Genomic DNA, 21,753 nt, shown 5'->3' with positions numbered 1-21,753 from the left:
GAACGAAAAAGCCGGCCCCCGAGGGAGCCGGCTTGCGCTGTCAAAATGTGGCAGATCAGGCGGAGCGGTAGAGCTTGGTCATCGAGAACTCTCGGTGGCCGAGCGCTTCCGCCGCCGTGTGCCGGCCGTTCGCGGTGCGGATGATCATGTCGATCAGCGCATCGCCGGCCTCGTCGATGGTCATCTCGCGGGTGAGTACCCCCGTCACGTCCACGTCGATATGCTCCGACATGGTGCGCAGCGTCCGCGGGTTGCCGGAGATCTTGATCACCGGAACGATCGGGTTGCCGATGACGTTGCCCTGGCCGGTCGGGAAGGTGTGGATCACGAAGCCGCCCGCCGCCATCAGGGTGACGCATTCCGCCGCCGCCGAGGAGCTGTCCATGAAATAGAGTCCCGGACCCTTTTCCGGTGTCTCGGCGGGGCCGATGGCATCGATATAGGTCGAGGTGCGGCCGATCTTCTCGAGGTTGCCCATGGCCTTCTCCTCGATCGTGCTGAGACCGCCGAGGATGTTGCCTTTGGTCGGCTGGCTGTCGGAAAGGTCGGTCGTCTTGAAGGGCTCGATCACCTCGTCCTGATAAGCCTGGAACAGCTTCATGAACTTCTCGCCGGCTTCCGGCGTCGCCGCGCGCTTGGCGCAGATATGTTCCGCCCCGGTGATCTCCGAGGTCTCGCCGAAGCAGCCATAGAGGCCGTGCGGTAGCAGCTTGTCGTACATGTTGCCGACGGTCGGGCAGGAGGAGAGACCGGTCGTGGTGTCGCTTTCGCCGCACTTGGTGGAGACCCAGAGGTCGGTGAGGGGAACGGGTTCCTTCTGCAGCTCGGTTGCCCAGTGGACGAATTCCTTCGCCTTCCAGGAGGCCTGCCGGATGGTCTCGAAATCGCCCTTCTGCTCGATCGAGAAGCCTTCCACAGGCTTGCCGGTCTTGGCGATGCCGTCGACGATGACTTTGGTCCATTCCGGCTCGATGCCGATCACCACTACGGCGGCGACGTTCGGGTTCGCGCCGGTGCCGATGATGGTACGGAAATGCAGCTCCAGGTCCTCGCCGAACTGCAGGCGGCCATAGGCATGCGGGATCGCCATGGTGCCCTTGACGTTGTTCGCGACCGCTTCGCAGGCGGCGTTGGAAATATCGTCGACAGGGAGGATCAGTACATGGTTGCGGACGCCCACGCGGCCGTTCTCGCGGCGCCAGGCATTCACGGACGTGTTTGCTAGATCGGCCATCTCTACCACCTCTTGGTTTTCAGGTTGTGGGTGTGGACGTGTTCGCCGGTGCCGGCATTGCCGACCATCTTGCCGATGTCCTCGCCATATTTGACGACCGTATCCCCGGCCTTGAGGTCCTTGAGCGCGACCTTGTGACCGATCGGAATGTCCGCCTTGGCGGTCAGCCGAAAATCCGAATTGTCATGCGTGATGACACAGAGCATCTCCGTGCCCGCCTTCAGGCCCTCGACCACGACGACGCCGACATTGTCGTCCGGGTGATGGACCAGCAGCTGGGGAATGTTGCGCATTACCCTTTTCCTCCCGGTTTTGTGAAGCTTGTTATGAGCGTGCATACCTGTAGCGGAACTCTTATACAAGACTTAGCCTGAAACTCTTGCTAACAAGGCAAGAATGAACGCAGCAAGCGGCATCTAAGGAGACAATTCTGTCTGCGCCTTTGTACAAATATGTGATCGAGACCCTGATCGACCGGATCGCGTCGGGCGATCTCGCGCCCGGTGCGATGCTGCCGAGCGAGGGAGATCTCGGCGCCGAACTCGGCGTAAGCCAGGGCACGGCACGGAAGGCCCTGATGGATCTGGAGCGCAGGGGCATCGTGCGCCGGCGCCAGGGCGTCGGGACCTTCGTAACGGCTCGGACGCCGGAAAGCGCGCTCTTTCACTTTTTCCGCCTGCGTAATCCTGACGGTTCTCATGCAGCTCCGGCTCTTGAAGAGGAGAACGTGCGGCGCCGGCGTTCTCTGAAGGAAGAGAGAGAGGCGCTATTCGGCAAACCGGACCATGTGTTCGAAATCGAGCGTGTCCGTTCGGTCGACGGTCGGCGCCTGGTCCACGAGGTCTCGGTTGTACCGGCAGCCCTTTTTCCCGGCCTGTCCGAACGCTCGCCGCTGCCGAACACGCTCTACGTGCTCTATCAGCATGCCTATTCCATCGCCATCGTTCAGGCGAATGAGCAGATCAGGGCTGTATCCGGAAAACCGGAGGTTTGCGCACGCTTGCGAGTCGCCGCCGGACTGCCGTTGCTCCGGGTGGACCGAACGGCCACGGATCTCTCGAACCGCACAGTCGAACTGCGCACAAGTCACTTCATGACAGAGGAGCATTGCTACGCCGTAGCATTGACTTGAGTGCAGACCATGCGGCTGTTTCGCTGCGTTCGGTCCGGCTGTGCAATGTGGTGCGAAAAGATAATTCGCATCGTGGCGGGCTAAACTGATAATTTATTTATGTTGTATGTCTATTGCCGTGAAAGCCTTGATGGCCGACTCGAGAACATTCCGATCAAGTGCCGCCCCGCTGCGTCCTCCGGTGAATGCGGCGCCCGCTGTCGCGTTCGACTGGGGGTACTGGATGTGTCCGATCGATACGGCGGCTGATCGTTTCGGCCCTTTCGCCGGCTTGGTTGCACTGTGGCAGAGCCGGCGGCGGGAAGATGGCGGCTTGCCCCGTCGCCGCGATTTCAAGGCGGAAGAATTCTCCGAATGGATGGGGCGGATATTCATCGCCAAGATCGAGCATGACCCCTTCGACTTGAGATTTACGCTCTGGGGAAGCACGCTCTGCGAGTGGTGGCGTGTGGACTATACCGGCCAGACGCTGGGAACCCAATCGAGCGATCCCGATGCCTGGTCGGTCGAGCGCCGGTATTTCGCGGAGATGGCGCGAAGGCCCTTTTTCGGGTTTGCCGGAGGCAGCCTGTCGGAATACGGCAGGTCGCATATCAAGGTGATCGGCCTGGATCTGCCGCTTTCGAACGGAACGGGTCTGGATCAGGTCCTGTCGGCCCATTTGCGTATCGATGTGGATCGCGACCTTGCTCAATTGCTTCCGGATTGCCCGTTTGTCGTGTTTGACGACCGCGCGCCGGCGACCGTGGGGGAGGCCGCTGTCGTCTGGTGAAAACGGCACGTCCATTGGTTTCCCGAGATCGCAGAGCGCCTGACGCTGGGTTGGTTCCACCGCTGGCTAATCGAAATCACAAGTAATCTCTGCGTCCCGGCGAGGCCGATTGCAACGCCACCGTGCCGGGCATCGCAAGAACGGGGGCAATTTGTCAGCTAAGAAAATCCGCAGAAAAAGCGGAGAAAAAATCTAATTAACTTAAATGTTTCTTAATTGCAGGGGGGTACTAACGGACCTCAATCACCTGATTTGGTTGCATTCCGCAAGTTTGGAGATGCGAGGATTCGATGAAAAAGACTTTCCGGGCCGTTGCCTCCGCTTTTACGTTGCTTGTCGCACTCTGGGCGCACAATGCTTTCGCGCAATCCGAGCCGCCGTCCGTCGAGATTCTCGATGAGGCAGCGATCGAACTTATCCGGGACTGGCTTAACAACCCGGTCGTCGAAATGTCGATCCTGGCGCACAACAAACGTTACAAGGGTGTTGGTCAGGAGCAGATCGATGCTCTCGACAAGGCGTGGCGCGCCGAGCGCGAGAGCGAGGACCAACCGCTGATCGCCGCCACTCTCAGCAGCCCGCTTTCCACTTACCTGACGCAGATCCAGGCCATGTCCGGCGGGATTTTCACCGAGATTTTCGTGATGGACGCATATGGGCTCAATGTCGGTCAGAGCTCGATTACGTCCGATTTCTGGCAGGGCGACGAGGCGAAATTCCAGAAAACCTTCGATGTCGGCCCGACTGCCGTATTTGTCGACGAACCGGAGTTTCACGAAGCCAGCAAGACCTGGCGCGCGCAAGTGAACCTGACGATTGCGAAAGACGGTGAGGCCATCGGCGCTGTCACTGTCGAGTACAACCTGAGCGAACTGGCACGCCGTCGCGGCATGATGTGAGTTTCCAAAGCTCAGGGCCGAAGGAGAATATGAAAATGGATTTTCTTCAGAATCTGAAGATCTCGCGAAAACTCGCACTCTGCTTTTCTCTGTTGATCGCGATGACCGTTCTTATGGCGGTTCTCTCTTTCGCGTCCATCGAGAAGATCAAGGCTGCGGACGCGGAGAGCGAGAAAGCCGGAGAACTCGGCCAGATCTTTCTCGACTATGAACGTGCCTTTGCTCTCAAGCGCCAAGGCCTGCTCTATTATCTCCTCACCGGCGAACGCGAGGGCTTGAAGCAGTTCGAGGCCATGACTCCGCGGGTTTCGGAGGCGATGGCACAGCTGCGAGAGAACAGCAAGGACAATACAGCCGTTGCTGCGCTGGTCGAATCGCTGGTTGCGAACTATCAGAAATGGGCGGACGTATATGCAGCCGAGCAGGTCCGCCTCATGAGCAACTATCTGACGGTCAATCAGGCTCGGGCGATCGAGGTCACCGGGGAACCCCAGGCTGCGATCGATAACTTCTCGCAGTCGGCAGAGAAATTGCGGGCGGAACTCCAGGCGATCTCGTCTGCCGCGTCAGAGACGCGTATGGCGGCGATGCAGGGCTTTACCCTGACGATGTACATCTCGATCGGCCTGGTCATCGTCATCGCGATTGTCTCCGGTATCGCGCTCAGCCGTTCCATCGCGACCCCGATCGGAGAGATGACCGATCTGATGGGTGTAATGGCGGGAGGCAATCTCGACGTCGAGGTGCGCGGGACCGAGCGCAAGGACGAGATCGGCAGCATGGCGGCCGCGGTCGAGGTCTTCAAACGCAACGGTCTCGAGCAGCGCGAGCAGCAGGCCCGTGAGGCCGAGCAGCAGGCGCGCGAGAACGAGCGCCATAAGAAGATGGGTGAGTATACCCGTGCGTTCGACAGTGAAATGGCCACCGTGCTGAAGATGGTCGAGGAAGCGGTCAACAGTGTGCGCGACTCTTCGTCGACGATGGCGACCAATGCGCAGACCACGAACAACCTGTCCCGCGATGCCGCCGCCGCGATCGAGGAGGCGAACGCCAATATCCAGACCGTGGCGTCCGCGACGACGCAGCTCTCTTCCTCCATCAACGAGATTTCATCGCAGATGGCGCAGGCTTCCGCGGTATCTCGTGCGGCGGTCGGAGAGGTGGAGACGACCAACGCGCGTGTCGGGGCTCTCAACGACGCGGCGGAAAGCATCGGCCAAGTCATTCAGATCATCGACGAGATTGCCGAGCAGACCAATCTTCTGGCCCTTAACGCAACAATCGAGGCGGCGCGCGCGGGCGAGGCCGGCAAGGGGTTCGCAGTCGTGGCCAGTGAGGTGAAAAGCCTCGCGACGCAAACCAGCAAGGCGACCGAAGAGATCAGTCAGAAGATTGCCGAAATTCAGAGCGAGACCGGTGCCGCAGCCAGCGCGGTGCTCGAAATTGGTAATACGATCAACAAGATCGACGAACTGACTGCCGTCGTCGCGAGCGCGGTCGAGGAGCAGGGGGCGGCAACCAACGAGATCGCCCAGAACATCGAACAGGCCGCGTCCGGTACGCAGACGGTCGCCGAGGTGGTCGAGACTGTTTCCCGTGCGGCGGATGACACCGGTCAGCTGGCCGACGGGCAGCAGAACGTGGTCGCCGAACTCAGCGATCGCAACCGGAAGCTCAAGAGCGAGATCGACCGGTTCCTGGAGAATGTGCGCTCGCTCTGATCGCAAGTAATTTTAAGAACCTTGAGGCAGGCCGGATCCGCGATCCGGCCTGTTTTGTTTTCTCAGCTGGCTCGTGGCTCTGAAGCTGGCGGCTCTCTTCCTTAGACCGTTCAGCTTTCAATCCGGGCTTCTCCTGATCGCGCAGCTTCCGGGTCAATGAGCCGTCGGAAGCGTTCCCGCGCGCGGCAGATCGATCCAGAACGTGGCGCCTTCACCCTCTGCGCTGTCGCATCCGATGCGGCCGTGCATCCCTTCCGCGAGCATCTTGCAGATCGCAAGCCCGAGGCCGGCGCCGGGAATGTCTGGCATGTTGTTGTTGCCCCGGACGAAAGGCTCGAAAATCGAATCCGTGCGGCTCTTCGGGATACCGGTTCCGTCGTCCCGGACATAGAGGCGCACCCATCCGTCGGGCATGTTCCGGCAGCCGATGCCGACCTTTCCCCCGTCAACATTGTATTTCGCGGCGTTGGTCACGAAGTTCAGCAGGATTTGGCGGATCCGGGCCCGATCTCCGCGGACCTCCGCTTCGGTCAAGATTTCACTGCTCAGGTTGAGATGCCTGCCGGCGACGATTTCCTCGAATTGCGGCAGGTCCTGACGGATGACCTCGGCGAGACTCACGTCCCCAAGTTCTATATCGATCGAGCCCGCTTCGATTTTTGAGAAATCGAGAATGTCCCCGAGAAGGCGGTTCAGTTGTCGTCCGGCGCGCGCGATATTCTTAAGATACTCGTTTCGGCGCTCGGCATTGTCGACGCCTATGCCCATCTCCAACGCCTCGGCGTAGCCGATCACGGCATTCAACGGCGTCCGCATCTCATGGCTCATGCTTGCCAGAAAGACGGACTTCGCCTTGTTGGCTTCCTGAGCTTCGCTGACCGCACCGGCGAGGGCCCGGGTCGTTCGGACGACTTGGTCTTCGAGCAGGTCGAGTTCGTCGCCATGTGACTTGGAACGGACCCTGATGCCGGCGGGTGAGGAGAAGCTTTCGGCGAGCCGGGTGACCCGTTTCGTGATGATCCACTGGTAGATCAGCATCAAGGCCACGGCGAGAATGGTGCTCTCCGACAGTCCGGAAAGCAGGATATTCCAGGTTCGCTGTGCAAATCCGGGAGAGGCCAGTACCGGATCGAGTTCGATCTGAAGCTTTCCAACGTCCAGCGCTGCATTCTCGAAATGCAGCTGACGCTCGAATTGCTTTGTGTCCGAACCGAGAAGCAGGCGCTCGAGCGCTCCGGCGGCTGGCTGCGCATCACGGATGGCGTTTGCAAGCGGCAATTCGAGCTCGTCGACGATCCGCGCGCTGGCGACCGCGGGATCGTTCAACAGACTGACGGCCAGCTCCTGGGCGCCGACAGCATCCAGACGGTACGCCGCGCGGGCGGCCGGCAAGCTGGCGAAGGCGAGGATGGTGTCGGCGTGCGCACTGAGGTTCTGCCTTTGATCGCGCGCGTCGAGCAGCACCTGCACTGCGGCAAACAGAATGCCGAGCATCATTCCGATGATAACGGCGATTTGCGCCTGGCGAACCGACAGGCGGCGCCAGAAGGGGACCTGCAGACGGTTCACGCAATCTCTCGTCACAGATAAGGCTTCCCAAAGATATAGGACCGTTCCACCCCGGGCCAGAACTCTAGGGCGTCTTTGGAACTCTTGCGGTACTATGTGTCTCGAATAAGGTTTGTTCTTCCCGGTTTTGCCCGAGCTCCGTTCTCTGGCCTGCAGGCGGCCGCAAACGCTTTGCGGCGACATCAATTCAAGGGAATCGTCATCTATTTGGCGAGACGGAATGTGCGATCGCACCTGATTATTGCTCTGGCGGTTCTCGTGGCCGCTCCGTTTCTGTCAGTGATTCCGGTGACGGCGGAGACGCGTCTGATCTGCGATGCCCGGACGGTCCATGAGATCGGCGCGGAAGACGGGTTCTTTCCCTATACCGGGATTTTCGAGGGCGAACTCCGCGGGTTCTCTCTGGATGTTGTCGCAGCGGCCTTCGATGCTGCCGGGTGCAAGGTCCGCTTCAAGGCCATGCCCTATGCGCGATGCCTGCGCGATGTCGAGAGAGGCCGTCTGCTCGGCTGTTTCAACACGACGAACTCCGACGTCAATCAGCAAAAATTCGTCTTTCACGAAGAACCGCTGTTCCGCGGGAAGATCCTGATCTACGCCCATCCGGAAAGACATCAGGCTTTTACCGAAGACGATTTCCTGACCGGTGTCTTCTCGGTTGTGCGCGGCTACACCTATACGGACAGTTTCGATCTGAACGCTGCGATCGGGAAAATCGCGGTAGAATCCGACCTTCAGACATTGGCTCTGGTGGCACGGAAGCGGGCCGATTTCGCAGTGGTTTACGAGAAAGTTGCGCAGTTTCAGATTGTGCGGAACAAGCTCCGGATCGATCCGGCTCCGGTGCCGGTCCACAGTCTGACCGAGTTCGATCTCTTCATTTCCTTCAGCCGTGCGCAGTTTGCCCAATCCAAGGCGCTGGCCCGCGAGCTCGATCGCGGATTGAAGGAAATCCGGGCGAACGGGACCTATGCCGCGATTGAGATCTCCTGGGACGAGTGGCTGGAGCATGGCGCGGCATCACAGGAGTCACCGCCGCACTGGCAGCCGCTTTCGGTGAGGGAATGAGTTGAAAAGAGAACGGGCCGGGGCGCCAATCTGACACTCTCGGCCCGCTTTAACTCATTTCATCCGCGTCAGAATGCTTTTGCCGAACCTGGCCGGTGCTTGTTCTCCGGCACGAAGCCGGATTTTTCGGCCGTACGAGCCTCTCTCACCCAGACCTCGCGGTTCGGGTGCAGGCCGCCGCCCCGGATCGCGGGAACCGCGGTATGGCGAGCCCGGTGCAGAAGCCGGGTATCTGCGGCGCCGCAATTCGGATGGACGCCGCCATTGTCGGCCACGACCTTCTCCCAGGCGGCCTTGCGGGCCTTGACCGTGGCCGGATCCTGAAGCGCGGTGCAGTTCAGTTCGTTCGTTTCCAGGTCGGCGACGATCTCGTCGCCATCCTCGATCAGAGCGATCGGCCCGCCGAGCGCGGCTTCCGGGCCGACATGGCCGATCACCAGTCCGACGGAGCCGCCCGAGAAGCGGGCATCGGTCATCAGCGCGACTGTGATCCCGCGTTCGCGGCAGAGCGTGGTGATGCGCGAGGTCGGATCGAGCATTTCCGGCATGCCGGGCGCGCCGCTCGGACCCGCGTATCGGACGATGACGATATCGTTGTTCTCGAACTGGTCCGGCGCCTCGTCGAGCGCCTTCAGCAACCCGGCTTCCCCTTCGAAGACCCGTGCCTTGCCGACGAAGCGGTTGTTTTCGAGGCCGCCCTCGACGCCCGCCAGCTTCAGGATGGCGGAGAAGTCCGGCGAGAGATTGCCGCCGAGCATGCGCAGGCCGCCGGTCGGCTTGTACGGCTTTTCGACCGGGTAGATGACTTTGCCGTCGACCTTCCTGGTGCCGAGACGGGCGACCTGTTCAGCCAGAGTTTCACCGGTGCAGGTGAGCACGTCGCCGTTCAGCAGGCCGGCTTCCAGCAGCTCGCGGACGATGACCTGGACCCCGCCGACGGCGTCGATATCGACCATCGAATATTTGCCGTACGGGCGGGCATCCGTGAGCACCGGGACGACATGCTGGGAGAGATGGTTGAACTCTTCCGGCGTGATGACCTCTTTCCAGAAGTCGCTGAAGCCAGCGGCGCGGGCGATTTCCGGCGCATGCAGAACGACGTTGGTGGAGCCGCCGATCGCCATCGAGACGATCATCGCGTTGCGCAGAGAGTCCCGGACCACGATGTCGCGCGGCTTCAGATCGGCATCGATCAGGGCGGCCAAGCGGTCGACCAGTTCCGTCGGGAAGTCGTTCAGGCGGCGCGGATCGTCGGACGCCGGAGCGACCATGTGCAGCGGCTGCATGCCGACGACGCCGATGAAGGTCTGCATCGTGTTGTAGGTGAACATGCCGCCGCAGCTGCCGAAGCCGGGACAGGCATGGCAGGAAATGTGGTGGCGGAACTCGGGATCCGGATTGCCGGCGACCTGGTAGGCGCTGACGATGTCGAGCGCTTCGCCGGTCTTCGGGTCCTTGCCCGGATGGATTGGCCCGTCGGACATGATGATGGCCGGTTGGTTGTGTTCGAGCAGGGCCGATAGCGTGCCGACCGGCGGCTTGTCGCAGGCGACGACGGCGATGGTTCCGGCGAGGCCGGTCGCTTCAAGATGCTCGCAGAGCGCGTCGTTGGTCACTTCGCGGCCGATCAGCGAGTAGCGCATCTCCGGCGTGCCGTTGCGGACACCGTCCGAGGTGGCGATGGTGTATTCCGGCTGTACCAGGCGCAGCTTCAGCTTGCCTTCCTCCTGGCCGATCCGCTCGCGCAGACGGTCATGGATCGCTTCCACCTTAGCCTGGACGCCGAGATAACACTGGCTGTCGCCCTTGGTGCCGACGACGCCGACGGACGGCTCGTGAATCAGCTCCGGATCTGTGCCGAGCTCGCGCGCAAGCCCGATGGTCTGGGCCGAGCGGCCCGGGTGGCGGTCGATGAGTAGGGTTTTAGAATTCTTCACGGAGCGTTTCCTCGGTTAGGCGCAAGTCTCTCGGACACCAGCTTTTGACGGTTCTTACCCGATAATCCGGCAGGGATACTAGGGCAAGCACTCTCGGTCCGCCAAGCGGCCCGGTCAACGCGCCAAATTGTCAAAGCTGACGTTCGGTTCGGGGGGGCGCCGAACAGGAGGCCCTGTTCCTGGCGGTTATCTGAAACCTGGATGCGGGACCGGATATCGACGATGGCCGTGCGGTTTCGGATTTAGGCCGTGCACGCGGGATGAAAGCGAAACTGCCTAGACGGCCCGCAAGAGCGTCGAAAGTCACATCGAATATTACGAAGGAAAGTCGCAAGAAAGGAAATGGCGGAGGGGATGGGATTCGAACCCACGATAGGGTTATTAACCCTATAACGGTTTAGCAAACCGCCGCCTTCAGCCTCTCGGCCACCCCTCCGCACAAGGGCTCAACGCAGGGCGAGCCCCACAACACGGCGTATGCTGCGCTCCTTCTATGCGGGCACCTCAGCGCTGTCAACGCATGGTGCCCGCCGGACGACAGATTTTTTTCCTTCCGGCGACTAGGCTCCGGTATTTCGAGGCTTAACGATTGCCGAGGATGATGTCGCTCGCCTTTTCCCCGACCATGATCGAGGGGGCGTTGGTGTTGCCGGAGGGGATCGTTGGGAAGATCGAGGCATCCGCGACGCGCAGATTCTCGAGGCCATAGACCCGGAGATCCGGGCGCACCACGTCCATCGCCGGATCGGGCCCCATGCGGCAGGTGCCGGAAGGGTGGAAGACGGAGCCGCCTGTATTGCGGAAATAGTCCAGCATCTCGTCGTCGCTGCGTACGTCCGGGCCCGGCGAGACTTCCTCCTCGATCACCTCTCGCATGGTCGGCGTCTCGGCCAGCTTTCGGATGAACTTGAAGCCTTCGAGGTTCTCCTGCAGGTCGAACTCGGTCGAGAGATAATTCGGCTGGATTTCCGGTGCCTCATGCGGATCCGCCGAGCGCAGCTTCAGCCAGCCGCGGCTGGTCGGCCGGCACTGCGAGATGCTGGTGAGGAACGCGGCGTAGGGGTCCGGGTGCATCAGCGGGCGCTTGCCCGGAGGTGCCTTGGTGTAGCTGAGTGGCGAGAAATAGAGCTGCATGTTCGGCCGCGTGAGTTCCGGCCGCGTACGGATGAAGCCGCCCGCCTGGTTCAGGCTGAGACTGACCGGCCCGCGGCGGGCGAGCAGGTACTGCATCCCGGCGAGCGCACGGCCCCACCAGGGCGCGAGCGTGTTGTTGAGGCTGGGTCGCCGGGACCGGTACATCTGGTCGACGATGTAATGGTCCATCAGGTTGCGGCCGACGGCGGGACGGTCCGTCTGGACCCGGATCCCGAGCTCCGCGAGTTCGCTCGCGGGTCCGACGCCCGAGCGTAGAAGAAGGGCGGGGCTTCCGACGGCGCCCGCGGCGACGATGACCTCAGCCTCCGCCGTCGCTGTTCGTTGAACGCCGTGGCAGCGGTAGGAGACGCCGGTCACACGGGAGCCGTCGAACAGCAGCCGCTCGGCATCGGCATGGGTTTCGATCTTCAGGTTCGCCCGGTTGCGGGCGGGCCAGAGATAGGCCCGCGCGGCCGACATCCGGAAGCCGTTTCCGGTCGTGATGTGGTAGGGGCCGACACCCTCCTGGCTGGCGCCGTTGAAGTCCGGATTTACCGGAACGCCCGCTTCGGTGCCCGCCGTCAGGAAATCGGCGCAGAGCGGATGGAGTTCGGCTTCCGGCGCGGTCACCTTCAGCGGCCCTGACCCGCCGTGCCAGGCACTCTCGCCCCACTGATGGCACTCCATGCGCTTGTAGACCGGGAGCACGTCGTCCCAGCCCCAGCCGGGATTGCCGGCCGCTTCCCAGTCTCCGTAATCCTCCGCCTGTCCGCGGATATAGACCATGGCATTGATCGAGCTGGAGCCGCCGAGCACCTTGCCGCGCGGCCAGTAGGTCTGGCGGTTGCCGGCCGTCGGGACCGGTTCGGACATGTACATCCAGTTCACCGACGGATCGTAGAACGACTTGCCGTAGCCGATCGGCACCTGGATCCAGAACTGACGGTCGTCGCCGCCGGCTTCCAGCAGCAGGACCCGGTGCCGGCCGCTCTCGCTCAGCCGGGCGGCGAGCGCGCATCCAGCGGAACCGGCGCCGACGACGATATAGTCGAATGTGTCTGTCACGATGAGATATCCAATCGGGAAGTCTTTTGCTGCTGTGCCAGTTCGGCGCCGAGGATCCGCGCAAGACCCCGGACGCCCTGTTCGATGTCCTCCGGAGGCACACCGCTAAAGCCGAGGACAAGGCCGGTCTTGTCCAGAGGCGTCATTGCGTAGCGCCCGAAAGGCGTCACGGTGATGCCGGCGTCGTTCGCCGCTTCGGCAATGGTGTTTTCGGCGAGACCGGATGCCAGCCGGCCCGTTGTGTGCAGGCCGGTATCCGTCGGTTTCAGGGTCAGAAGGCCGTCCAGGAGCTCGGACGCGCACCTCATCAGGACCTGATAGCGCTCGGTATAGATCCGGCGCATCCGGCGCAGATGGGTGGCGAAATGGCCTTCGTCCATGAAGCCTGCGACGATCGCCTGGCTGTTCAGCGGCGCGCTCGGCAGCCAGGTGTTGAAAAGATGGTTCAGGATGCCGATGAAGGACGGCGGCGCGAGGATGTAGCCAAGGCGGAGGGCCGGAAAGAGGGTCTTCGAGAAGGTGCCGACATAGAACACCCGATCGGCATGGTCGATGCTCTTCAGGGTCGGGATCGGGTGCGTACCGTAATAGAACTCGCCGTCGTAATCGTCCTCGATGATCCAGGCGTCGGCATTCTCCGCCGCATTGAGCAGCGCGAACCGGCGCTCGAGGCTCATCGTGACGCCAAGCGGCTGTTGATGCAGCGGCGTCACGAAGGCGAGGCGGAAATCCGGCGCGTCGGCGAGGCCGGCGGCCACGTCGAGACCGTCTGAATCGATCGGCAGGGGGACAAGTTCGCCGCCGGCGGCCCTGAGCGCGTTCTGTGCCCCGATGGCGCCGGGGTTCTCGAACCAGACCTTGTCGCCCTGCTTCAACAGCATGCTGGCGATGATATGAAACGCGTGCTGTGCGCCGTTGGTGACGAAGATCTGGTCTTCGTCGCAATTGATCCCCTGATTGGCCTTCAAGTGCGCAACGATCGCCCGGCGCAGCGGCGGGAACCCGGCGGGACTGCCATAGCCGAGCACAAGGTCGCGTTGTTCGCGCCAGTGCTTGTTCGACTGCCGCGTCCATTGCGCGACCGGGAACATGTCGACGGCGGGCAGGGCGGTTGTGAAGGCCCGGATGGTATGCGGCAGACGAATTGCAAAACCGGCGCCTATCGCCACGGGTGGGCGGGCAACGGCTTTCTCAGTCTTCGGTGCCTCGGGGGACCCCGTTACGGCGCCGTTGTCGCCGATATGGACGGTTTCACTGACAAAGGTTCCGGCTCCCGTGCGTGCCTCGAGCAGTCCTTCCGAGATCAGGCGCTCGTAGACTTCGACAATGGTGGTACGGGAGACGCCGAGATCGCGTGCAAGGATGCGTGTCGCCGGCAGGCGGTCGCCGCCGCGCAGTCCGCCCGCAAGAATGATCTCACGGATTGAGGACGTAATCTGCGTCGCCAGAAGGCGCGGCGAGTCATGATCGATCCGGATGGCGCTGAGCAGGGCGCCGGCGGCGCGTTTGACCATGATGCGGCTGGCTCCGGGCCGATAAGAGTATGAAAGGAAAATTGGTTTGGTCTTTTCTCGAAAATGGACCTTAAATTAAGTCCAAATTGCTCGTCAAGATGACGTAAACCGAAGATCGACGGACTGAGCGGGAGCGCCGGGCCGGAACCCGAAATGCGGAATCTCTTCCATGAAAATCACAAAGATCGAGACTTTCAGCACCCAGTTCGTCGGCTTCGTGCGCGTGACGGTCGAGGACGGGAGCCAGGGCTGGGGCCAGGTCTCGACCTACAATTCGGACATCTCCTCGCTGGTGCTGCACCGCCAGGTCGCGCCCTATGCGCTCGGCTGGGACGCCTTTGATCTGGCAGGGTTGATGCGGATCATCCCGGAGAGGGAGCACAAGTTCCCGGGCGCCTATCTGCGCCGCGGCATGGCCGGGCTCGATACCGCGCTCTACGACCTCTACGGCAAGCGCGAGGGCAAGAGCGTCTGCGAGCTGCTCGGCGGCGTGCCGCGCCCGTTCCGGGTCTACGGCTCCAGCATGCGGCGCGACATCACGCCGGCCGACGAGGTCGAACGGCTGAAGCGGCATCGGGACGAATGCGGCTACGACGCCTTCAAGATCCGCGTCGGCAGCGAATACGGCCATGACGTCGACGAATGGCCGGGCCGGACGGAAGAGATCATCGGCGCGATGAGCAAGGCCTTCGGCGACAGCTGCGACCTCCTGGCGGACGCCAACAGCTGCTTCACGCCGAAGCGGGCGATCGAGGTCGGCCGGATGATGGAGGATCACGGTTTCTGCCATTTCGAGGAGCCGTGTCCCTACTGGGAACTCGAATGGACCAAGGAGGTGGCCGACGCGCTCGACATCGACGTCACCGGCGGCGAGCAGGATTGCGATCTGGCGCATTGGCGGCGGATGGCGGCGATGCGCGCCGTCGACGTGCTGCAGCCGGACATCCTCTATATCGGCGGCATTCACCGCACGCTGCATGTCGCCGACCTGGCGGAGAAATACGGCATGGCCTGCACGCCGCATTCGGCCAATCTCGGCCTGGTGACGATCTTCACCCTGCACCTGATGGGCGCGATCGGGTCGGCCGGACCCTATGTCGAATTCGCGATCGAGGATTTCGACTATTACCCCTGGCAGAAAGATCTCTACGACCCGTTCCCCGTGGCGCGGGACGGTAAAGTGCAGATTCCGTCGGGTCCGGGCTGGGGTGTCGAGATCCGGCAAGACTGGCTCGAGCGGGCGCAGTATCAATGCTCTGAACTCGATTGAGCCGACCGGAGCCATCATGCAGAGCGATATTTTCACCGAGGACTTCACCACCGATCCCTATTGGTGGGGAGAAACGCCGCGCCCCGAAATCGTCTGGCCCGACATGCCGCAGCAGGTCGATGTGCTGGTGGTCGGCTCCGGTTATACGGGCTTGTCGGCGGCGCTGGAGCTGGCCCGGGCGGGTCGGTCCGTGCTGGTTTGCGATTCCGAGGAAGCGGGCTGGGGCTGCAGCACGCGGAATGGCGGGCAAATCAGCCGTTCGATCAAACCGGGCTACGAGGAGCTGACGCGGCGCTACGGCACCGATACGGCCTTCGGCATCATCCGCGAGGGCTCGAACGCGCTCGACTGGATCGCCGATTTCGTCGCCGCCGAGCAGATCGACTGCGATTTCGCCGTGCCGGGCAAGTTTACCGGTGCGCATAACCCGGTCCAGTTCGAGAAGATGGCCCGGGCAGCGGAAAGCCAGCCGGCAGGGCTGGTCGAACCGCTCCGCGTCGTCACGCGTGCCGAACAGCATGCGGAAATTGGCACGGACGCCTATTACGGCGGGATCGTGAACGAGAGCACAGCCTCGCTCGATCCCGCGAAATTCCATGCGGGCCTGCTCCGCCGCGCCGAGGAGGGGGGCATTGTCATCGCCACGCGCTGCCCGGTCACCTCTATCGAGGAAAGTGCTCCCGGATTCCGGGTCAGAACGGGCAGAGGTGTGGTGAGTGCGCGCAACGTTCTGGTCGCCAGTAACGGCTATACCGGCGGCGTTTCCGGTTGGCAGCGCCGGCGGGTGATTCCGATCGGCAGCTACATCATCGCCACGGAGGCGCTGCCGAAGGAACAGATGGACCGGCTGATGCCAACCGACCGTATGCTCGGGGACAGTCGCAAGGTGGTCTATTACTACCGGCCGTCCCCGGACCGGACACGGGTCCTGTTCGGCGGCCGCGTTTCTGCCGGGGAGACCGACCCGCGCAAGAGTGCACCGTTGCTCCGCCGTGATCTTGCCGCAATCTTCCCGGAACTGGCCGATGTCCGGGTCAGTCACTCCTGGATGGGCTTCGTCGCCTATACCTTCGATACGCTTGCCCATGTCGGCTGTCATGAAAACGTCCACTATGCGATGGGATATTGCGGCTCGGGTGTGTCCATGTCGGGGTATCTTGGAATGCGCGTCGCACAGCAGATCCTGGGCAAGAAGGAAGGCCGCACGGCCTTCGACGGGATCGGCTTTCCTACGCGGCCGCTCTACACGGGCCGTCCCTGGTTCCTTTCCGCGTCGGTTGCCTATTTCCGCTGGCGCGACGGCTGGAACCGGTAACGGTTTCCTCGGCGCGGATGTTCGGTCCCTCGGAAATTGGTCTGTTGTTTAATCGAGAATGGACCTGTTCCGAGGGCCAATTTGGCCTTTCACTTTTCTGTAACGGGCCGGATTGGCAGCAGTCCAGGGGACGGGCAGGGACGCCTTTCTCCGAAAAGACCCAGCAAACGAACAGCGGAGAAACCTCACATGACGAACAAGAAGAATTTTTCCCGCCGCGGCCTTCTCACCGTGGCGGTTGGCGCGATGGCCCTGTCCGCGGTTGCGCTTCCCGCGCTTGCGGACGGCAGCGTGACCGTCGCCTCCTGGGGCGGCTCCTACCAGAACGCCCAGAGCCTCGCGCTCTTCCAGCCCGCGGCGAAGGCCATGGGCATCACCGTCAAGGAAGAAACCTATGGCGGCATGTCCGACGTCCGCCTGAAGGTGAAGGCCGGCGCGGTCGCGTGGGACATCGTCTCCAGCGGCTCCGGCAGTGCGGCCCGTGCGGCGGAGGAAGGCCTGCTCGAGAAGATCGATTTCGGGATCGTCGACGTCTCGACCTTCTATCCAGGCCTTTATACGGATTACTGCATCGGCAGCGACGTGTTCTCCACCGTCATGGCGTTCAACACCGCAACCTTTGGTGACAAGGGGCCGAACAGCTGGGCCGATTTCTGGGACACCAAGAAGTTTCCTGGCAAGCGGGCCTATCGCGACAAGGTGGCGGGCGCTCTGGAGCCGGCCCTGATGGCCGACGGCGTCGCGCCGGAAGACGTCTACAAGGTTCTCGACAGCGAAGAAGGCATCAAGCGCGCCATCGACAAGATCCGCGAACTGAAGCCGAGCGTCGCGGTCTGGTGGTCGTCCGGGGCGCAGCATGCACAGCTGATGAAGGACGGCGAAGTCGACATGACCACCGGCTGGAACGGCCGTTTTGACGTTGCCAAGAAGGACGGCGCCAAGGTCGCTTACACCTTCAACCAGGCACTGCTCGACTATGACTGCTTCGCCATTCCGAAGGGCGCGCCGAACAAGGATCTGGCCATGAAGTTCCTGGCCGAGATGAGCAAGCCGGAGATCCAGGCGAACCTGCCGGAGCACATCACCTACGGCCCGACCAACAAGAAGGCCTACGAGATCGGCAAGATCGACGAAGCGATGGCGCGCGCCATGCCGTCGCATCCGGAGAATGCCAAGCTCCAGCTCCCGATCAGCCTCGCCTGGTACGCCAAGTGGGAACAGAAGGCGGCTGCCATGTATCAGGAAATGTTGACCGAGTAGAAACCGGCTCTTGGTCGATTGGGGAGGGGACGGCGCTTGGTCGCTGTCCCCGTTTCCATCCGCCGCGAATGCGGCCACATTTTCCATGACACGAATTTCTGAGAGTTTGGAATGTCGAAGCAGGACGCGCTTCCGATATCGATTTCCGGCCTGACGAAGAGCTATGGCAGCCTGTTTGCGCTCGATCACGTCGATCTCGAGGTGAAGAGCGGCGAGTTTCTGACGCTCCTCGGCCCGTCCGGATCCGGCAAGACCACGCTGCTGATGGCGCTTGCTGGTTTTACGCGCCCGGACCACGGCAGCATCCGCTTCGGCGACGAGGAGATCGTGACCATGCCGCCGCACAAGCGCGGTGTCGGCATGGTGTTCCAGAACTACGCTCTCTTTCCGCATATGAGTGTAGCGGCCAACGTCGCCTATCCGCTGAAACTGCGGAAGGTACCGAAAGCTGAAGCCGCCGGCCTCGTCGAACGGGCTCTGGAGACGGTGCAGCTCGGCGGTTACGGCGAACGGCGGATCGGCCAGCTTTCCGGCGGACAGAAGCAGCGCGTCGCACTCGCGCGCGCCATCGTGTTCAGTCCGCGCATCCTGCTGATGGACGAGCCGCTCTCCGCGCTTGACAAGAATCTCCGCGAGCAGATGCAGATCGAACTGCGGCACCTGCATGAGAAGCTCGGCATGACCACGGTCTACGTGACCCATGACCAGCGCGAGGCGCTGACCATGTCGGACCGGATCGCCGTCATAAATCACGGCCGCCTGATGCAGCTCGACGCGCCGCGGCGGATCTACGAGCGTCCGGCGAACCGTTTCATTGCCGAGTTCATCGGCGAGTCGACTTTCCTCAAGCTGGAACGCAAGGGCGGGCGGCTGAATTTCGCCGGTGTCGAGCTCGAAGTGGACGAGGTGCCGGAGGGGCGCAATCTGTCTCTCGTGGTGCGCCCCGAGCGGCTGACCATCCTCGACGGCACCGACGCCGGCAAGACCAACATCTTCCCCGGCACGGTGAAGGATCTGGTTTACCAGGGCGATACCACGCTCGCCTATGTGACGCTGGCGGACGGCACTGACATCGCCGTGCGTGCCGGCATGCGCAGCGAGGCTGCAATCGAGAAGGTCAAGGTCGGCGAGCGCGTGGCCTTGGGGCTGAAATCAGCCGATGTGGTGCTGATTCCGGACGAGGAGAGGTGAGCGCCGTGGCGGGCACCGCTTCCGGCGCCGGCGCGCGCGCGAACGAGGCTCTTCTGAACCGGCAGGACTGGCAGGAGCGCTGGGCGTTGCTCGGGCTCGCCTCCCCGGCGGTCCTCACCGTCTTGATCGTCATGGTGATCCCGGTCGGCTGGCTGTTCTATCTCTCCTTCCTTTCCGACGACGGCAATTTCTCGCTTGAGCATTACGACCGGATGCTGGAGAGCAAGGCCTATGCGCGGATCTTCTGGACCACTTTCAAGGTCAGCTTCCTGACCACCGGCATCTGCATCCTGCTCGGCTATCCGCTCGCCTATTTCCTCTCCCAACTTCCAAAACGCGCGGCGGCCCTCTGCATGCTGACCGTGCTGCTGCCTTTCTGGACCTCTCTGCTAGTCCGGACATACGCCTGGCTGGTGCTGCTGCAGAGCAAGGGGCTGATCAACGAGTGGGGGATCTCCCTCGGGCTCTGGGAGGAGCAGCTCGCCCTGGTCCATAACCTCACGGGAACGCTGATCGGCATGGTCCATATCATGCTGCCGTTCCTTGTCCTACCGCTCTACGGCTCGATGAAGGCGATCAGCGAGGACTACCTGAAGGCATCGTCCAATCTCGGCGCAGGGCCGGTGCAGACCTTCTGGAACATCTTCTTCCCGCTCTCGCTGCCGGGACTCTTTGCGGGGGCACTCATCGTCTTCGTGCTCTGCCTCGGTTTCTTCGTGACGCCGGCTGTGCTCGGAGGCGGCAAGGTGATCATGGTCTCGAACCAGATCACCAACAATATCGAGTTGTTCTTCAACTGGGGCGCGGCGAGCGCGCTCGGCGTGGTGCTGCTGGCGATTACGCTCGGCATTCTCTTCGCCGCCACGCGCCTGCTGAATCTGAACCGGATACTGGGGGCAGGGCATTGACGAACTGGCTGAAGCGTCCCGCCTCGGAGACCCAGATCACCCACGGTCAGCGGCTCTGGCTCTATTTCGTCGCGACCGTGATCATGATTCTGCTCGTCGCGCCGACGATCATCGTCATGCCGATGTCCTTCTCGGCCTCGCAGTATCTCGAATTTCCGCCCCGGGAATGGTCGCTACGCTGGTACGAGCATTACCTCAGCTCGCCCGCCTGGATCGATGCGACATGGACGTCTCTGAAGGCCGGGTTCCTCACCATGTGCGTGGCCACGCCGCTCGGCGTTGCGGCGGCCTACGGCCTGCATGTCTCGCGTCATCCGCTCGGCCAGTTTTTCTACATTGTGCTGATCACGCCGATCATGGTGCCGGTCATCCTGATCGCCATCGCGGCCTTCTACGTGTTCGTGCAGATCCGTCTGGTGAACAGTCTGTTCGGGCTGGTGATCGCGCACTCGATCCTCGCGCTGCCGCTTGTGCTGATCGTCGTCAGCGCCGCGCTCAAGAGCTACGACATGAACCAGGAGATGGCGGCCCGCAGCCTCGGAGCCTCGCGGTTTACCGCCTTTATCGGCATTACCCTGCCGCAGATCCGGTTTTCCGTCCTGACCGCCGCCTTGCTCTCGTTCCTCACGTCCTTCGATGAGGTGATCGTCGCCATGTTCGTCTCCGGCGGGGACAATTCGACCCTGACGCGGAACATGTTCAACGCGCTGCGCGACCAGATCGACCCGACCATCGCCTCGATCTCCACCATAATGATCGTGATCTCCTCGACGCTGCTGATACTCAGCCAGCTTTTCGGGAAGTCGCGCGACTGAAGTGCCGCTCCGGAGGCTATCGGCGCAAGTGACCAGCCACTAGGCTGAGTGCGTTGAATTATCCTGCCGGAGTGGTCTTCATGGCACTCATCAGCGGAAGGGCGATGGCCGCGTCGCTCGGCGTCCTTGCCCTCTGTCTCGGGATGACGGCACTCGGGCGCGGGGCCGGCGAGAGCTACGCCGTATTTCTGCTGCCGCTCTCCGGCGATCTTGGCTGGGACCGCTCCTCGGCGACCTCCGTCTATTCCATCTTCATGGCGGCGACAGGCTTCTTCGCACCTCTGGCTGGGCTTCTGTTCGACCGGTTCGGCGGGCGACTGGTCTATGCGGTCGGGCTCGCGGCCCTGGCCGCGGGGTATTTCGCCGCCGGATCGCTTTCCGAACTCTGGCAGTTCCAGCTCGCAATCGGTGTTTTCTGCGGCTTCGGTGCGGCATTGATCGGGCTTGCACCGGCGCAGGCCGTGGTCAGCCGCTGGTTCGACAAGGGGTTGGCGACGGCGCTCGCGATGACCTATGGCGGTCTCGGTCTCGGCACGCTGATCATGGCGCCGCTCGCGGAATATCTGATCGCGCGGCAGGGCTGGCGAATGGCCTACGAATGGTATGCGATCGTTTTCGCGGCCTTGTGCATTTTCGTTCTGTTTCTCCCATGGCGGCGGATCGCCGAGGGAGCCGACGGCAATCCGCGGCGCTACAACAGATCGCTCGGAAAGTCCGGGCCGACCCTGCTCGCGGCGCTGAAGACTCCGGCTTTCTGGATGTTCTTCATCATCTTCTTCGTCACCGCCATGTCGATCTACGGCGTCAGCCTGCAGTCGGTCGCCTATCTCGTCAGCGAGGGGATGAGCGAGCGGCAGGCGGCCTTCGCCTTCGGGACGGCCGGGATGCTCTCGTTCTTCGGCATGACCCTGACCGGCATGGCGGCCGACAGGTTTGGCCATCGCATCGT

Annotated in this window: 18 protein-coding genes and 1 tRNA gene; 12 read left to right on the top strand and 7 right to left on the bottom strand. The window is 62.3% G+C overall.

Annotated elements, in window-relative coordinates; all coding sequences use genetic code 11:
- Nucleotides 1–55: 55 nt before the first annotated feature.
- Together JJ959_RS18515 and JJ959_RS18510 are read right to left on the bottom strand one after the other, a co-directional pair.
- Entirely contained in the window at nucleotides 56–1,234 is a 1,179-nt protein-coding gene (locus JJ959_RS18515; protein ID WP_292887050.1) for a UxaA family hydrolase, read from the bottom strand.
- A gap of 2 nt (nucleotides 1,235–1,236) precedes the next feature.
- Nucleotides 1,237–1,527 carry a UxaA family hydrolase gene (locus tag JJ959_RS18510; RefSeq protein WP_292887047.1) on the bottom strand — a complete coding sequence of 97 codons (291 nt, stop codon included), beginning with the start codon at nucleotides 1,525–1,527 and terminating at the stop codon, nucleotides 1,237–1,239.
- Nucleotides 1,528–1,688: 161 nt separating this feature from the next.
- Between JJ959_RS18510 and JJ959_RS18505 the strand changes: the two genes are divergently transcribed.
- The 4 genes from JJ959_RS18505 to JJ959_RS18490 all read left to right on the top strand — a co-directional run bounded on the left by JJ959_RS18505 (nucleotide 1,689) and on the right by JJ959_RS18490 (nucleotide 5,758).
- The gene (locus tag JJ959_RS18505) at nucleotides 1,689–2,366 is read left to right on the top strand and encodes a GntR family transcriptional regulator (protein ID WP_292887044.1); all 678 of its coding nucleotides are present in this window, start codon (nucleotides 1,689–1,691) and stop codon (nucleotides 2,364–2,366) included.
- Nucleotides 2,367–2,496: 130 nt separating this feature from the next.
- Complete coding sequence (locus tag JJ959_RS18500) at nucleotides 2,497–3,138, top strand: PAS domain-containing protein (protein ID WP_292887042.1); 642 nt, start codon at nucleotides 2,497–2,499, stop codon at nucleotides 3,136–3,138.
- 290 nt (nucleotides 3,139–3,428) lie between these two features.
- A complete protein-coding gene (locus JJ959_RS18495) occupies nucleotides 3,429–4,037 on the top strand; it encodes a hypothetical protein (protein ID WP_292887040.1) in 609 nt (202 codons plus the stop codon).
- 35 nt (nucleotides 4,038–4,072) lie between these two features.
- Entirely contained in the window at nucleotides 4,073–5,758 is a 1,686-nt protein-coding gene (locus JJ959_RS18490; protein ID WP_292887038.1) for a methyl-accepting chemotaxis protein, read from the top strand.
- Nucleotides 5,759–5,911: 153 nt separating this feature from the next.
- On the opposite strand, the gene JJ959_RS18485 is transcribed toward JJ959_RS18490, so the two are convergent.
- On the bottom strand, nucleotides 5,912–7,327 hold the full coding sequence (locus JJ959_RS18485) for a HAMP domain-containing sensor histidine kinase (RefSeq protein WP_292887035.1): 1,416 nt from the start codon (nucleotides 7,325–7,327) through the stop codon (nucleotides 5,912–5,914).
- Between the two features lie 258 nt (nucleotides 7,328–7,585).
- Here JJ959_RS18485 and JJ959_RS18480 point away from each other — a divergent pair, with 258 nt between their 5' ends.
- Complete coding sequence (locus JJ959_RS18480; RefSeq protein ID WP_292887032.1) at nucleotides 7,586–8,395, top strand: transporter substrate-binding domain-containing protein; 810 nt, start codon at nucleotides 7,586–7,588, stop codon at nucleotides 8,393–8,395.
- Nucleotides 8,396–8,463: 68 nt separating this feature from the next.
- On the opposite strand, the gene JJ959_RS18475 is transcribed toward JJ959_RS18480, so the two are convergent.
- The 4 genes from JJ959_RS18475 to JJ959_RS18460 form a co-directional block, all read right to left on the bottom strand.
- Nucleotides 8,464–10,332, bottom strand: coding sequence for a dihydroxy-acid dehydratase (locus JJ959_RS18475; protein WP_292887030.1), 1,869 nt, complete (start codon nucleotides 10,330–10,332; stop codon nucleotides 8,464–8,466).
- A gap of 343 nt (nucleotides 10,333–10,675) precedes the next feature.
- Nucleotides 10,676–10,768: transfer RNA gene (locus JJ959_RS18470), tRNA-Ser, on the bottom strand.
- Nucleotides 10,769–10,914: 146 nt separating this feature from the next.
- Entirely contained in the window at nucleotides 10,915–12,531 is a 1,617-nt protein-coding gene (locus JJ959_RS18465; RefSeq protein WP_292887028.1) for a GMC family oxidoreductase N-terminal domain-containing protein, read from the bottom strand.
- Nucleotides 12,528–14,045, bottom strand: a complete 1,518-nt coding sequence (locus JJ959_RS18460; protein ID WP_292887025.1) for a PLP-dependent aminotransferase family protein — start codon at nucleotides 14,043–14,045, stop codon at nucleotides 12,528–12,530. Before JJ959_RS18460 ends, JJ959_RS18465 begins: the two co-directional genes overlap by 4 nt.
- A gap of 169 nt (nucleotides 14,046–14,214) precedes the next feature.
- Here JJ959_RS18460 and JJ959_RS18455 point away from each other — a divergent pair, with 169 nt between their 5' ends.
- The 7 genes from JJ959_RS18455 to JJ959_RS18425 all read left to right on the top strand — a co-directional run.
- Nucleotides 14,215–15,315, top strand: a complete 1,101-nt coding sequence (locus tag JJ959_RS18455; RefSeq protein ID WP_292887023.1) for a mandelate racemase/muconate lactonizing enzyme family protein — start codon at nucleotides 14,215–14,217, stop codon at nucleotides 15,313–15,315.
- 16 nt (nucleotides 15,316–15,331) lie between these two features.
- A complete protein-coding gene (locus tag JJ959_RS18450; RefSeq protein WP_292887020.1) occupies nucleotides 15,332–16,630 on the top strand; it encodes an FAD-binding oxidoreductase in 1,299 nt (432 codons plus the stop codon).
- A gap of 189 nt (nucleotides 16,631–16,819) precedes the next feature.
- Entirely contained in the window at nucleotides 16,820–17,890 is a 1,071-nt protein-coding gene (locus tag JJ959_RS18445) for an ABC transporter substrate-binding protein (RefSeq protein ID WP_292887018.1), read from the top strand.
- A 111-nt stretch (nucleotides 17,891–18,001) separates the two neighbouring features.
- Nucleotides 18,002–19,081, top strand: coding sequence for an ABC transporter ATP-binding protein (locus JJ959_RS18440; protein WP_292887015.1), 1,080 nt, complete (start codon nucleotides 18,002–18,004; stop codon nucleotides 19,079–19,081).
- The gene (locus JJ959_RS18435) at nucleotides 19,078–19,989 is read left to right on the top strand and encodes an ABC transporter permease (RefSeq protein WP_292887012.1); all 912 of its coding nucleotides are present in this window, start codon (nucleotides 19,078–19,080) and stop codon (nucleotides 19,987–19,989) included. Before JJ959_RS18440 ends, JJ959_RS18435 begins: the two co-directional genes overlap by 4 nt.
- Nucleotides 19,986–20,804 carry an ABC transporter permease gene (locus JJ959_RS18430; RefSeq protein WP_292887009.1) on the top strand — a complete coding sequence of 273 codons (819 nt, stop codon included), beginning with the start codon at nucleotides 19,986–19,988 and terminating at the stop codon, nucleotides 20,802–20,804. The genes JJ959_RS18435 and JJ959_RS18430 overlap by 4 nt, the downstream gene beginning before the upstream one ends.
- 80 nt (nucleotides 20,805–20,884) lie before the next feature.
- Nucleotides 20,885–21,753 (top strand): MFS transporter (locus JJ959_RS18425; RefSeq protein WP_292887007.1); only part of this gene is annotated, 869 nt, incomplete at its 3' end.

The organism is Nisaea sp. (genome assembly GCF_017640745.1).
GTDB lineage: Bacteria > Pseudomonadota > Alphaproteobacteria > Thalassobaculales > Thalassobaculaceae > Nisaea.
The sequence above is the reverse complement of the archived record's forward strand: the minus strand, read 5'-3'. Positions and strand labels throughout refer to the sequence as shown.

Bases quoted from the DNA above. Each gene is read 5' to 3' on its own strand.
- JJ959_RS18500 (WP_292887042.1), top strand. From the start codon at position 2,497: ATGGCCGACTCGAGAACATTCCGATCAAGTGCCGCCCCGCTGCGTCCT.
- JJ959_RS18460 (WP_292887025.1), bottom strand. From the start codon at position 14,045: ATGGTCAAACGCGCCGCCGGCGCCCTGCTCAGCGCCATCCGGATCGAT.
- JJ959_RS18440 (WP_292887015.1), top strand. From the start codon at position 18,002: ATGTCGAAGCAGGACGCGCTTCCGATATCGATTTCCGGCCTGACGAAG.
- JJ959_RS18455 (WP_292887023.1), top strand. From the start codon at position 14,215: ATGAAAATCACAAAGATCGAGACTTTCAGCACCCAGTTCGTCGGCTTC.
- JJ959_RS18515 (WP_292887050.1), bottom strand. From the start codon at position 1,234: ATGGCCGATCTAGCAAACACGTCCGTGAATGCCTGGCGCCGCGAGAAC.
- JJ959_RS18510 (WP_292887047.1), bottom strand. From the start codon at position 1,527: ATGCGCAACATTCCCCAGCTGCTGGTCCATCACCCGGACGACAATGTC.
- JJ959_RS18490 (WP_292887038.1), top strand. From the start codon at position 4,073: ATGGATTTTCTTCAGAATCTGAAGATCTCGCGAAAACTCGCACTCTGC.
- JJ959_RS18495 (WP_292887040.1), top strand. From the start codon at position 3,429: ATGAAAAAGACTTTCCGGGCCGTTGCCTCCGCTTTTACGTTGCTTGTC.
- JJ959_RS18450 (WP_292887020.1), top strand. From the start codon at position 15,332: ATGCAGAGCGATATTTTCACCGAGGACTTCACCACCGATCCCTATTGG.
- JJ959_RS18445 (WP_292887018.1), top strand. From the start codon at position 16,820: ATGACGAACAAGAAGAATTTTTCCCGCCGCGGCCTTCTCACCGTGGCG.